This is a genomic window from Terrabacter sp. Root85, from assembly GCF_001429185.1.
Taxonomy (GTDB): domain Bacteria; phylum Actinomycetota; class Actinomycetes; order Actinomycetales; family Dermatophilaceae; genus Terrabacter.
This window is the reverse complement of record NZ_LMIW01000013.1, coordinates 273,333-286,214: the sequence shown is the minus strand read 5'-3', so window position 1 is coordinate 286,214 and position 12,882 is coordinate 273,333. Positions and strand designations below refer to the sequence as shown.

10 protein-coding genes and 1 pseudogene are annotated in these 12,882 nt (G+C 72.4%); 5 read left to right on the top strand and 6 right to left on the bottom strand.

Annotation, left to right across the window (positions count from 1 at the left end; translation table 11 throughout):
- Window positions 1-46: 46 nt before the first annotated feature.
- The 3 genes from ASE25_RS20530 to ASE25_RS20520 are packed head-to-tail and all read left to right on the top strand — an operon-like array spanning window position 47 to window position 2,742.
- Window positions 47-1,372: a class I SAM-dependent methyltransferase gene (locus ASE25_RS20530; protein WP_369793521.1), complete on the top strand. Its 1,326-nt coding sequence runs from the start codon at window positions 47-49 to the stop codon at window positions 1,370-1,372.
- A 5-nt stretch (window positions 1,373-1,377) separates the two neighbouring features.
- Window positions 1,378-2,253 (top strand): DUF1295 domain-containing protein, encoded by an 876-nt coding sequence (locus ASE25_RS20525; protein WP_369793519.1) that lies wholly within the window; start codon window positions 1,378-1,380, stop codon window positions 2,251-2,253.
- A gap of 9 nt (window positions 2,254-2,262) precedes the next feature.
- Window positions 2,263-2,742 carry a cupin domain-containing protein gene (locus ASE25_RS20520; protein WP_235508773.1) on the top strand — a complete coding sequence of 160 codons (480 nt, stop codon included), beginning with the start codon at window positions 2,263-2,265 and terminating at the stop codon, window positions 2,740-2,742.
- 7 nt (window positions 2,743-2,749) lie between these two features.
- On the opposite strand, the gene ASE25_RS20515 is transcribed toward ASE25_RS20520, so the two are convergent.
- Together ASE25_RS20515 and ASE25_RS20510 are read right to left on the bottom strand one after the other, a co-directional pair.
- Window positions 2,750-5,287, bottom strand: a complete 2,538-nt coding sequence (locus tag ASE25_RS20515) for a ComEC/Rec2 family competence protein (RefSeq protein ID WP_235508772.1) — start codon at window positions 5,285-5,287, stop codon at window positions 2,750-2,752.
- Complete coding sequence (locus ASE25_RS20510; RefSeq protein WP_157623540.1) at window positions 5,284-6,327, bottom strand: helix-hairpin-helix domain-containing protein; 1,044 nt, start codon at window positions 6,325-6,327, stop codon at window positions 5,284-5,286. The genes ASE25_RS20515 and ASE25_RS20510 overlap by 4 nt, the downstream gene beginning before the upstream one ends.
- Before the next feature lie 155 nt (window positions 6,328-6,482).
- On the opposite strand from ASE25_RS20510, the gene purU reads away from it, so the two are divergent.
- Together purU and ASE25_RS20500 are read left to right on the top strand one after the other, a co-directional pair.
- Complete coding sequence (purU, locus tag ASE25_RS20505) at window positions 6,483-7,325, top strand: formyltetrahydrofolate deformylase (protein ID WP_056776030.1); 843 nt, start codon at window positions 6,483-6,485, stop codon at window positions 7,323-7,325.
- Between the two features lie 108 nt (window positions 7,326-7,433).
- Window positions 7,434-8,015 carry a tetratricopeptide repeat protein gene (locus tag ASE25_RS20500; protein WP_056827201.1) on the top strand — a complete coding sequence of 194 codons (582 nt, stop codon included), beginning with the start codon at window positions 7,434-7,436 and terminating at the stop codon, window positions 8,013-8,015.
- 159 nt (window positions 8,016-8,174) lie between these two features.
- On the opposite strand, the pseudogene ASE25_RS23840 reads toward ASE25_RS20500, so the two are convergent.
- The 4 genes and pseudogenes from ASE25_RS23840 to leuS form a co-directional block, all read right to left on the bottom strand.
- Window positions 8,175-8,483 (bottom strand): annotated as a pseudogene (locus ASE25_RS23840) (hypothetical protein); the annotation flags it as partial.
- Window positions 8,383-8,985 carry a glycerol-3-phosphate 1-O-acyltransferase PlsY gene (plsY, locus tag ASE25_RS20495; protein WP_056776026.1) on the bottom strand — a complete coding sequence of 201 codons (603 nt, stop codon included), beginning with the start codon at window positions 8,983-8,985 and terminating at the stop codon, window positions 8,383-8,385. The gene plsY and the pseudogene ASE25_RS23840, both read right to left, overlap by 101 nt.
- Window positions 8,982-9,878 carry a DegV family protein gene (locus tag ASE25_RS20490; RefSeq protein WP_056776025.1) on the bottom strand — a complete coding sequence of 299 codons (897 nt, stop codon included), beginning with the start codon at window positions 9,876-9,878 and terminating at the stop codon, window positions 8,982-8,984. Before ASE25_RS20490 ends, plsY begins: the two co-directional genes overlap by 4 nt.
- A 33-nt stretch (window positions 9,879-9,911) precedes the next feature.
- A complete protein-coding gene (gene leuS, locus ASE25_RS20485) occupies window positions 9,912-12,851 on the bottom strand; it encodes a leucine--tRNA ligase (protein ID WP_056827200.1) in 2,940 nt (979 codons plus the stop codon).
- Between the last annotated feature and the right edge of the window lie 31 nt (window positions 12,852-12,882).

Here is a 12,882-nt window from a genome sequence, read left to right as displayed (position 1 = left end):
CGGCACCGAATCATCTTGAGTCGACCCCCAACGAGAGGCCACCCCGATGACCATGACCGACGACCGCCCCGACGCTCCCGCCCCCTCCGCGGCGTCCTCCCGTCCGAACGGCATCGCCGCCCGGCTGGCGGCCGTCGTCGAGCCCCTCTTCGGCGGCCAGCTGCCCGTGCGCCTCAAGGCGTGGGACGGCACCGTCGCCGGACCCGCCGACGCCCCGACCGTCGTCCTGCGCGACCCCGCGGCGCTGCGCCGCCTCGTGCGCCACCCCGGCGAGCTCGGTCTCGCCCAGGCGTACGTCACGGGCGAGCTCGACGTCGAGGGTGACCTGCTCGACGGCTTCCGTCGCGTGTGGTCGACGGCCCGTACGCTCGCGGGCGGCCGTCCCTCGGCCGGCACCGTGGCCTCCGTCGCGAAGAACGGCATCAGGACGGCCTTCGACCTCGGCGTCGTGGGGCTGCCGCCCGAGCCGCCCGTCTCGCAGGCCCGGCTCCGCGGGCGCCTGCACACCAAGACCCGCGACCGCAGCGCCATCGAGCACCACTACAACCTCTCCAACGAGTTCTACTCGCTCATCCTCGACCCGCACATGGCCTACTCGTGCGGGTACTGGACGAGCACCGAGCCCGGATACACCGTCGAGGACTCGCAGCGCGACAAGCTCGACCTCGTGTGCCGCAAGCTCGGCATCGAGCCCGGCAGCCGGCACCTCGACATCGGCTGCGGCTGGGGCTCCCTCTCGCTGCACGCGGCCGAGAGGTTCGGCGCCCACGTCGTCGGCGTGACGATCTCGAGCGAGCAGAAGGCGTTCATCGACGAGCGGATCCGCGAGCGCGGCCTGCAGGATCGCGTCGAGATCCGGCTCCAGGACTACCGCGAGGTGCCGGACGGCCCCTTCGACACCATCTCCTCGATCGAGATGGGCGAGCACGTCGGGCAGAAGAACTACCCGACGTTCACGGGGCAGATCCACCGTCTGCTGCGGCCGGGCGGTCGCGCGCTGATCCAGCAGATGTCGCGCACGACGCGCCCTGGCGGCGGTCCCTTCATCGAGGCCTTCATCGCGCCCGACATGCACATGCGCCCGGTCGGCGAGACGGTCGACCTCATCGAGCAGGCCGGTCTCGAGGTCCGCGACGTGCACGCCCTGCGCGAGCACTACGTGTGGACCGTCAACGCCTGGTACGACACGTTCGAGGCCAACTGGGACCAGGTCGTGGCCATGGTCGGCGAGGAGGTCGGCCGCGTCTGGCGTCTCTACCTCGTCGGTGGCGCGCTCGCCTTCGAGGAGGGCCGCATGGGCGTCGACCAGATCCTCGCCGTGAAGCCGACCGCCGACGGCCGCAGCGGTATGCCGGCCGTCCGGACTTGGTGACCACGGTGACGTCAGTCTGGACGTCCGTCGCTCCCGTCGTGGCTCCGGCGGCCGAGGCCACCGGCTTCGACGGCGGCGCCTTCGGGCGCACGCTGCTGTTCACGGCGCTCGCTGTCGTGGTCGTTCTCGGCATCACGTTCGCCGTGGCGCTGCGCGTCGGCAAGCAGGCCGTCATCGACGTGACCTGGGGGCTAGGGTTCGCGGCCATCGCCCTCACGGCGTTCGTGACGAGCGGCGGCCACGGTGACGCGCTGCGGCGCTGGCTGGCGCTGGTGCTCACGGTCGTGTGGGGGCTTCGCCTGGCCGCGCACATCTTCAGAAGGTCACGGGGCAAGGGTGAGGACCCGCGCTACGAGGCGATGCTCAAGCGTGCCGACGGCAACCCGAACGCCTATGCACTGCTGCACATCTACCTCCCGCAGGGCGTCATCATGTGGTTCGTCTCGCTGCCGGTCCAGATCGCGATGTTCGTCCAGGCTGGCATCGGCTGGGTGCTGTGGCTGGGCGTCGTCGTCTGGGCCATCGGCTTCTTCTTCGAGTCGGTCGGCGACCTCCAGCTGACACGCTTCCGCAACGACCCCGCCAACAAGGGCACGGTGCTCGACACCGGTCTCTGGCGCTACACGCGGCACCCGAACTACTTCGGCGACGCGAGCGTCTGGACCGGGCTGTTCCTCGTCGCGGCGAGCGCCTGGCCCGGCGTGCTGACGATCCTGTCGCCGGCCGTCATGGTGTGGAACCTCTACGGCGGCACCGGCAAGAAGCTGCTCGAGAAGGACATCGGCGACCGCCGCCCCGACTACGCCGACTACGTGCGCCGGACGAGCGGCTTCTTCCCGTGGCCGCCGAAGCCTGCCGACCCGTCGGTGAAGCACGGCTGAGCAGGCACCATGACCATCGGCGCGAGGGGCGGGATGATGGACGGCATGCGCCCGCCCCTCGCCGACGTCCTCGACCTCGAGCCGCACCCGGAGGGCGGGTGGTTCCGGCAGACGTGGGTCTCCCCCGACACCGTGACGCTGCCGGACGGTCGCGTGCGAGCGACCGCCACCCTCATCCACTTCCTCCTGCCCGCCGGCGAGTCCTCCGCCTGGCACCGGGTGGCCTCCGACGAGGTGTGGCTCGCTCACACCGGCTCGGTCGTGCTCGAGCTGGGCGGCACCGGAGCCCAGCCAGCCTCCGACGGTGGTGCCGACCTGGTCGTGCTCGGTATCGACCTCATGGCGGGGCAGGTGGCCCAGGTGGTCGTCCCTGCGCACGTCTGGCAGCGCACCGTGCCGGGTGATGACGACGCGCTCGTCAGCTGCCTCGTGTCGCCCGGCTTCGACTTCGCCGACTTCGAGCTCGCGCCGGGGGTCGCGCACGACTGACGGGCCCTCACCCGGAGACCGCGCGGACCTCGTCCCCGTCTGTGACGACTGCGACGTCACCCTCAAGGTCGGTGCGGTGCACGTGGAAACCCCTGTCCTGCAAGGCTTCCATCGTGGCGGGCGCAGGGTGGCCGTAGTCGTTGCCGGCGCCGACGCTGATGAGCGCGAGCCGTCCGTCGACGTGGTCGAGGATGCGGTCGTCGCGGTTGCTCGACCCGTGGTGGGCCACCTTGAGCACGTCGACGCGGCCCCAGCGCTGCGGGTCGAGCTGTGACTCGTGGAGCACCTGCCCGGCGGCCTCGCGCTCGATGTCACCTGCCAGCAGCACGGTGAGGCCGTGGACGTGCATCGTCATCACGACCGAGCCGTTGTTGGGCACGGAGCCCGCGTCGATGCGGCGCGCGGGCCACCAGACGTCGGCACTCACCGCCCCGACGGCAAGGCGCTCTCCGGCCCGCAGCTCGCCCAGAGGTATGCGTCGGGCGGCGGCGAGCCGGGCGACGCGGGCTGCCTCGGCGGGCGGGTCGAGCACGGGCGAGGCCCGGATCTCGGCGACCGGCCTCTCGAGCACCGCGGCCAGTCCGCCGACGTGGTCGGCGTGGTAGTGGGTCAGCACGACGAGGTCGACGGCCGTCGCGCCGATGCGGTCGAGGCAGGCCCGCATCGGCTCCGGGTCGGGACCGGTGTCCACGACGACGACGTGTCCGCCGCCGTTGTCGACGACGAGCCCGTCGCCCTGACCGACGTCGCAGGCGATGAGGGCCCATCCGGGTGGGGGCCAGGCGAGCGGCGCGGTCGGCGCCGCGAAGCCCGTCGCGAGCACGACGACGGCGACGGCCACCGTGGGGCGGTGTCTCGTGCGGAACCACGCCCACGGCGCCGCGGCGACGACGCCGACGGTGAGGACGGCGAGCAGGATCGCCGCGCCCGCCGAGTCGCCCCAGGCGACGCTGCCGAAGGGCAGGTCGGCGCACCACCGCGCCACGGCAGCGATGGCCTGGGCCGGTAGCGCCGCCACCCACGCCAGCCCCGCCGCACCCGCGACCCAGACGACCGAGACGAGAGCGACGACGACGCCGACGACGGTCGTCGGCGCGACGAAGGGCGCCGCGAGGAGGTTGGCGAGCACGGCGACGACCGAGACACTCCCCTGCAGAGGCACGACGACCGGCGCACAGACGGCTTGGGCCGCGACCGGGATCGCGAGGACGGGACCCAGTGGCTTGAGGAGTCTCGGGAGCCCGCGGGAGATGACGCGCCCCCACGGCCGGGCGAGGACCAGCAGCCCGAGGGTGGCGATGCTCGACAGGGCGAAACCGTAGGAGCGGGACAGCCACGGGTCCCACACGAGCAGCACGACGATCGCACCGGCGAGCGCCGGGATGCCCGCCCGACGCCGTGACGTCGAGAGCGCAAGCAGCCCGACGACCCCCATGACGGCGGCGCGCACGACGCTGGGCTCGGGGCGGGCGAGGATCACGAAGCCGAGCAGGCCCAGTGCAGCCGCCGCCGGGCGCCAACGTCGCCGGACTCCGACCAGCCCGCAGAGCCACACCACCGCGGCGAGCACGAACGTGACGTTGCTGCCGGACACCGCGCTGAGGTGGCTGAGACCCGTCTCGAGCATCGCCGCAGTGAGGTCGGGCGGCGTCTGTGAGGTGTCGCCGACGACGAGCGCCGGGACGAGACCGCGCGCGTCGGGCCAGAGGTCGGCGGTGGCGGCTCGGAAGCGCCCACGCACCGCATCGGCAGCCGCGAAGACCCCACCGGCGGACCCGACGACCTCGACGGCGCCCTTGGGGGTCGCCACCGCGACGACGTCGTCGCCGGGCTCGGCCGGTCCGAGCCGCAGGACGGCCTCGACCTCGTCGTGCCACCGCAGTGTCGACCACTGCGTGCCTCGTCCGATAGCGAGCACGGGAGCGGTCACCGTCGTGGTGCGACCCCGCCCCGCGACCTGGGTAACGTCGAGGCGCACGACGCTGACGACGGCGGCATCGGGACGGTCCGCCCCTGCTCCGGTCCCGCCACGGACCGCTCGTGGGTCGGCGGCCACCGTGGCCCTGACCGTGACCACGGCTCGCTCGGCGGCGAGTCGCTCGACCGGACCTGCGGTCCGCACGGCGCGGTGACCGACGGCGGCGCCGAACAGGAGGGCGAGCACGGCGCAGACGGCTGCGACGCCGCGCAGAGCAGGCGGCCCGAACGCCATGGCACTCGCGCGCACGCCCGCACCGCGAGGCGGCAGCCGCACGGACCGCGGTAAGCACGCGGTGACCCCGCGCCCAGCCGCGGTGGCAGCAAGGACACCTCCCGCGATGGCGGCCAGGGCCACCGCGGCGACGAGCCAGGTCGGGGCGAGGAGTCCCCAGAAAGCCAGGGCAGGCCACGCGACCACCACGGGCACCAGGAGCCGCAGGTCGAGGCGCCGCGCCGTGCGGGGCCGGACCCGCCGCACCGTCTCGCGCCCGGTCAGCACGACGAGGGACGGGCCCGGGGGCGCCTGCTCGCGTTCCCTCGGGGGGTCCGGCGCCCGCGGCGTCACAGCGTCACCTTGGGGCGCAGCTGGGCCATGAGCTTGTCGCCGATGCCGCTCACCTCGCCGAGCTCGTCGACCGAGGTGAAGCGGCCGTGCTCGGTGCGCCAGTCGATGATCCGCTGGGCGAGAACCGGCCCGACGCCGGGCAGCGTGTCGAGTGCTGCCGCGTCGGCCGCGTTGAGGCTCACCGGGCCGTTCGAGCCACCCGACGAGCCCGACGTGCCTGCGCCACCGGCGCCACCGGCGCCGCTGCTTCCCGCGCCCCCCGCCCCTCCGGCTCCCGGACCTACGGCCGGCGGCTCCCCCGGCCTCGGCACCCGGATCTGCTCGCCGTCGACGACGAGCCGCGCGAGGTTGAGGGCCGCGACGTCCGCGCCGGTGCGGGTGCCGCCGGCTGCCGTGAGGGCATCGGCCACGCGGGCTCCGGGACGCAGCCGCACGAGGCCCGGACGCACGACCTGCCCGACGACGTGCACGACGAGCTCCGCGCCGGACGTCGGGCCACCCGACGGCGCACCCGACGCGGCGCCCGACACTGCACCAGTCGACGGGTCCGTCGTCATCCGGGCCGCCGCCGTCGCCGTCCCACCCACGACCTGGACCGATCTCGACGGTCCGGGCGCGACGTCCGGAGCGGACGCCGAGCGTTCGGCCCACAGGACGCGCAACACGAAGACGCAACCGACGGCCACGACGAGGGCGAGCATCGAGACGACGGCCGCGCTGCTCACCCCGCGCCGCCCCGTGCGCAGCTCGTCCGGGACCGTGAGGACGCCCGGCCGCCGCGCCCGACGAAGGTCGGCGTCGAGCCGCTCCACCTCGTCGTCGTCGGTGGCCCGCTGGGTCAGCCTCCGCACCGCCGACGCCACCGGGTTCTCGCCGACGGCCGCGCCCGGAGCGCGAGGCACCCAGCCGCCGACCTCCTCGCCCTCCGCCGGAGCAGCACGGGCACGGTCATCCCCCGGCCCGACGCGACCGGTGTCCGCGCCGAGGATCCGGGCCACCCGCTCGAGGTCCGGCGGTCTCTGGGCGGGTCGGAACGGCATACCCCGACGCTAGGAAGCCGGCCGCCCACCCGCCCACCCTCGGGCACCCGCTGGGGACAACCCGACCCGCACTCGAAGGGGTGTGGACGGCCACGGCCCGAGACGGCCCGCGCGTCGATTCACGCCCTCGCGTCCGGCTGGTCCAGACTGCTCCAATGGCTCGGCACATCATGACCCTCACCTGCGACGACCGACCCGGCATCGTGGCGGCCGTCTCCGCGGCGCTGCTCGCCGTCTCGGCCAACATCGTCGAGAACCAGCAGTACTCCGACGAGGACACCGACCTCTTCTTCATGCGCACCGTCTTCGACGCCGAGGCGCACGAGGTCGAGCAGGTCCTGGCCGCGATCCGTGAGAGCCCGGCCATCGCGCACCACCACCTCGCGGCCCGGCCCGAGGACGAGCACTGCCGCACCGTCATCCTCGTCAGCAAGTTCGACCACTGCCTGCTCGACCTGCTCTACCGCTGGAAGTCCGGCGACCTCCCCATCGACATCGTCGGCGTCGTCAGCAACCACGAGGACTGCCGGGGGCTCGTCGAGTACTACGGCCTGCCCTTCACCGTCATCCCCGTCACGAAGGACACCAAGGCCGACGCCGAGGCCGAGCTGCTCCGTCTCGTCGAGACCGAGGACGTCGGGCTCGTCGTGCTCGCGCGCTACATGCAGATCCTCAGCGACGGGCTGTGCCGCGCGCTCGAGGGCCGGGCCATCAACATCCACCACTCGTTCCTGCCGGGCTTCAAGGGCGCCAAGCCCTACCACCAGGCGCACGACCGGGGCGTCAAGCTCATCGGTGCCTCGGCCCACTACGTCACGGCCGACCTCGACGAGGGCCCGATCATCGAGCAGGACGTCGTCCGCGTCACGCACGCCGAGTCCCCCGAGAGGCTCGTCGCCATCGGCCGCGACGTCGAGCGTCGGGTGCTCTCGCGCGCGGTCCGCGACCACGCGGAGTCCCGCGTCTTCCTCTCGGGCCGCCGCACCATCGTCTTCTGAGCCGCCACCACAGCCTGCGTATGCCGTGTGCCGCCACCGCCTGACCGAACCCCGTCGCGCTCGACGCTCGACCACGAGCAGGCGCGGTCCGGTCGGTAGCCTGCTCCCATGAGCGGGTCCGCGTTCGTCGTCGGTCAGCCGCACTTCGGTCGGTTCACCCGGACGCCGGAGGAGAACGAGGACGCCCTCGAGGCGGCCCGCACCGACCTCACGTCCGCCGTCGAGGCAGCGCCCGGCGACGGCGCGGGCGGCGCGGTGCTCGACGCCGCCGTCGACCTCGCCGAGGCGCTCACCATCGCCGGGCTGGAGCAGGAGGCCGTCGCGCTGGCTCGCCCGGCGGTCCACGTCGCCCGGGACACCGGCCGCGGCGAGACGCTGCGCTGGGCGCTCCTCGTGCTCGCGACGGCCGAGCACTACGCCGACGAGGCCTCCGCCGCCGAGGCGCACTTCCGTGAGGCGCTCGAGCTCGCTCGCACGTCAGGCGACCGGGTTCTCGAGCACTACACGCTGCACCACCTGGGTCGGTTCCTCGTCGACACGGGGCGCACCGACGAGGCGGTCACGTGCTTCGAGGCATGCCTCGTGATCCGCGAGGAGCAGGCCGAGCCCCGGGCCGAGACGACCCGCGCCGCCCTCGCCGCCCTGACGGCCCCGGACCCCATGTCGAGCGCGAGGATCGAGTCGAAGTAGTCGTTCGCCGGCAGGCGCGGCAGCAGACGTAGCGCGGCGTGAGCGCCGAGTAGGCCCCCGGTGTAGCTGCTGATCGTGCGCTGCCACACGACGGCACCGGTGGTGCGGTTGACGGCACAGGTTGCCAGCCCAGTCAGGGACGTGGACCCGGTTCCCGTCGACGGCGGGAGTGCCCGAGACGTCGCGGCCGGTCGTCAGCTCCCACTTCTTCGTCAGTCCCCGACCGTCGCCACGGGAATCTTTCCACTCGTGCGCGGCGTATCTCGTGTTCTGCCGGTCCCCGCCGCCGGGGTCGGCGCGGTCTGCCGATCGCGTCAGACTGCCGGCAGACTCGTGGGACGCAGCGGTCGACGTGGGACGAAGCCGCTCAGGGCAGGTGCCGCTGACGCCACCAGCCGATGACGTTGTTCTTGTGTCGAGCGAGGACGAGCAGCCCGATCGCCATGAGCCACAGGCCGGTCCACACATCGCCAGGCGCGTGACCTGTCCAGATGAGGACGGCGACGACGAGCATCGCAAGGGCCCCGAAGATCGATCCGGCCGCGACCCAGCGGGTCAGGGCGACGGCAACGGCGAAGACCACGACGACGACGAGTGCCACCCACGGATGCACCCCGAGGATCGCCCCGAGCGTCGTCGCGACACCCTTGCCCCCGCGTCCCTTGAGGAAGGGTGACCAGATGTGTCCGAGCACCGCGGCGATGCCGACGGCGTATGCCGCGTGGGCGCCGAAGAGGTGGCCGGCGACGAACGTCGGGACGAGACCCTTGAGGACGTCGAGCACGCCGACGACGACACCCCACTTGCGGCCGAGAACCCGGCCGGCGTTCGTCGCGCCCGGGTTGCCCGACCCGGACGAGGCGAGGTCGTGGCCGAGGAGGCGGGCGATCATCGTCGCCGGGTTGAGCGAGCCGACGAGGAAGGCGGCGACCACTCCTCCCGCCCAGGCGAGCACCGTGCCGACGTTCACGACCCGGAGACCTCGCTGGGTGACGGACGGTCCGGCAGCGGGTCGCCGGGACGTGGGCTGACGGCGATCGCGACGGTGCCGGGCCCCACGTGGGCGCCGACGACGGCGCCGAGCTCGACGACGAGCACGTCCGGCGAGCCCGGGACCATCGTGCGCAGCTCCGACGCGATCTGCTCGGCGCGGGCGCGGGCGTCGAGGTGGTGCACGGCGATGTCGACCGCGAGGCCGCCCTGCTCTACCTGCTCGACGACCATCGCCTCGATGCGGGCCACCGCACGCGCGGACGTGCGGACCTTCTCGACCGGCACGATGCGGCCGCCACGGACGGCGAGGATCGGCTTGATGGCGAGGGCCGACCCGAGCAGGGCCGACGCGGCACCGATGCGACCACCACGCCGTAGGTGCTCGAGCGTGTCGACGTAGAAGAGGACGCCCGAGGGCTGGAGCCGCGAGCGCACGGCGTCGAGGACGACCGTCACGTCGGCGCCGCCGGCGGCCGCCTCGGCCGCTGCCACGACGGCGAACCCCATGGCCATGCCGATGGTCTCGCTGTCGACGACCTCGACCGGGACCGGGGCCTCGGCCGCCGCGAGCCGGGCTGCCTCGACGGTGCCCGACATCTGCGACGACAGGTGGATCGACACGATCGCGGTCGCCCCCTCGTCGGCGAGCCGTTGGTACGTCTCGGCGAACGCCTGCGGGGTCGGGCGCGACGTCGTGACGATGGTGTACTCGCGCAGGGCCGCCGCGACCCGCTCGGCCGAGATGTCCCGGCCCTCGACGTGGTCGCGGCCCCCGACGACGACGTGGAGCGGGACGACCTCGATGCCGTGCTCCTCGAGGACCCCACCGGGCAGGTAGGCCGTTGAGTCGGTGACGATCCTCGTGGTCACGTCCCGCTCCCTCCGTCGTCGGTCAGCAGCTCGTCACATCGGGACGACGTTGACGAGCTTGGGTGCCCGCACGATGACGGTGCGGATGCCGCCCTCGGTCGCCGCCCTCACCTTGTCACGACCGAGCGCCAGCTCGCGCAGGTCGTCCTCGGAGATGTCGGGGCTCACCTCGACACGGTCGCGCACCTTGCCCTTGATCTGGATGACGCAGGTGACCTGCTCCTCGACGATCTTCGCGGGGTCGCTGACGGGGAACGCGGCATACGCCACCCCACCGTCGTGACCGAGGCGCTGCCACATCTCCTCCGCGATGTGCGGGGCCACGGGAGCGAGCATGAGCACCATCGTCTCGACCACCTCGCGCGGCGGGGCGTCGAGCTTCGTCACGGCGTTGTTGAGCTCGATGAGCTTGGCGATGGCCGTGTTGAAGCGCAGCCCCTCGAAGTCCTCGCGGACCCCGGCGATCGTCTGGTGCAGCTGCGTCGTCAGGGCCTGGTCGAGCGGCGCGTCGACGACCCGGACCTCGCCCGTCGACTCGTCGACGACGTTGCGCCACAGGCGTTGCAGGAATCGCTGGCTGCCGACGACGGCGCGGATCTCCCACGGCTTGCTCAGCTCGAGCGGGCCCATCGACATCTCGTAGACGCGGAAGGTGTCGGCGCCGTACGCGTCGTACATCTCGTCGGGGCTGACTGAGTTCTTCAGCGACTTGCCGATCTTGCCGTACTCGCGGAAGACCTGCTGCCCCTGCCACGTGAACGTCGGCTCGGCGCCGTGGCTGCCCGGGTGCTCCTCGACCTCGGACGCGGTGACGTACTGGCCGCGGCTGTCGGTGTAGGCGTACGCCTGGATGTAGCCCTGCGAGAAGTACTTCCGGAAGGGCTCCTCGCTGTGCACGTGGCCGAGGTCGAAGAGGACCTTGTGCCAGAAGCGGGCGTAGAGCAGGTGCAGCACGGCGTGCTCGACGCCGCCGACGTAGAGGTCCACGCCGCCGGGGTCGCGGGTGCCGGCGGGGGCGCCCTCCACCGGGGTGGCGTGGCGGCCCATCCAGTACGCCTCGGTGGCCGGGTCGACGAACGCGTCGTGGTTGGCCGGGTCGAGGTAGCGCAGGTAGTACCAGCACGAGCCGGCCCAGTTGGGCATGGTGTTCGTCTCGCGGCGGAACGTGCGCAGACCACGGCCGTCGCCGAGGTCCTGCTCGACCTCGACCCACTCGGGCACGCGCGACAGCGGCGGCTCGGGGCTGCTCTGCGAGTCGTCGGGGTCGAACGTCTTGGGGCTGTAGTCCGGCACGTCCGGGAGGGTCAGCGGCAGCTCGTCGTCGGGGACGGCATACGCCACCCCGTCCTCGTCGAACATGATGGGGAACGGCTCGCCCCAGTAGCGCTGGCGGCTGAAGAGCCAGTCGCGGATGCGGTAGCTGATCGTGCCCTCGCCGATGCCCTCGTCCTCGAGGAACGCGATGATGCGGGCCTTGGCCTCGGCGACGTGCAGGCCGTCGAGCGAGATGCGGTCGTTGGCGGAGTTGATCGCGACGCCGTCGCCGAGGAACGGCTCGTCGGCGGGGTGGCCCTCGGTGGGCTGGACGGTGCGGATGATCGGGATGTCGAACTTCTCGGCGAACTCCCAGTCGCGGGTGTCCTGCCCCGGCACGGCCATGATGGCGCCGGTGCCGTAGCCCATCAGCACGTAGTCGGCGACGAAGACCGGGATGCTCTCTCCCGTCAGGGGATTCGTGGCCCACGACCCGGTGAAGACACCGGTCTTGTCCTTGCCCTCGGTCTGACGCTCGACGTCACCCTTGCGAGACGCGGCGAGCTGGTATGCCGTCACGGCCTCCTTCGGGGTCGCGGTCGCGTCGGCGTCCGCCCCCTTCCAGACGTCCTTGGTGCCCTCGGGCCACGCGCCGGCCGGGACGAGCGCGTCGACGAGCGGGTGCTCGGGCGCGATGACCATGAAGGTCGCGCCGAAGATCGTGTCGGGGCGCGTCGTGAAGACGTCGATGCCGTCCCTCTCGCCCGTGCCGGTGACGACGGGGAAGGTGACGCGGGCGCCTTTGGACCGACCGATCCAGTTGCGCTGCATGAGCTTGACCTTCTCGGGCCAGTCGACACCGTCCAGGTCGTCGGACAGACGATCGGCGTACGCGGTGATGCGCATCTTCCACTGGCTGAGGTTGCGACGGAAGACGGGGTAGTTGCCGCGCTCGGAGCGCCCCTCGTTCGTGACCTCCTCGTTGGAGAGCACCGTGCCGAGACCGGGGCACCAGTTGACCGGCGCCTCGTCGGTGTAGGCCAGCCGGTGGCCCTCGAGGACCTTGGCGCGCTCGGTCGCGGACAGGTCGGCCCAGCCGCGACCGTCGGCGTCGACGACGGTGCGACGGCCGGACTCGAACTCTTCGACGAGCTCGCTGATGGGGCGCGCCCTGCCGCGGCCGCCGTCCTCGCGCACGGCGTCGGCGTCGTACCACGCGTCCCAGATCTGCAGGAAGATCCACTGCGTCCAGCGGTAGTAGTCGTCGTCGATCGTCGCGAAGGTGCGGCGGTTGTCGAAGCCCAGCCCGAGGCGGCGCAGCTGGCGCTTCATGTTCGTCATGTTCTCCTCGGTGGTCTTCCGAGGGTGCTGCCCGGTCTGGACGGCGTACTGCTCAGCGGGCAGGCCGAACGCGTCGTAGCCGAGGGCGTGCAGGACGTTCTTGCCGAGCATCCGGTGGAAGCGGCTGTAGACGTCGGTCGCGATGTAGCCGAGCGGGTGGCCGACGTGCAGGCCGACGCCCGAGGGGTAGGGGAACATGTCGAGGACGACGAGCTTCTCGCCGCGCGCCGCGACCTTCTCGGGCTCGGCCCAGGGACCGGCGGGGTTGGGGGCGTTGAAGGTGCCCTCCTCCTCCCAGCGGTCCTGCCAGGAGGTCTCGATCTGCTGCGCCATCGCCGCGGTGTACCGGAACGGGTTCTCGGATGTCTGCTCGCTCATGTCTTCTCTTTCGTCGCTGCTCGGTCTGGGC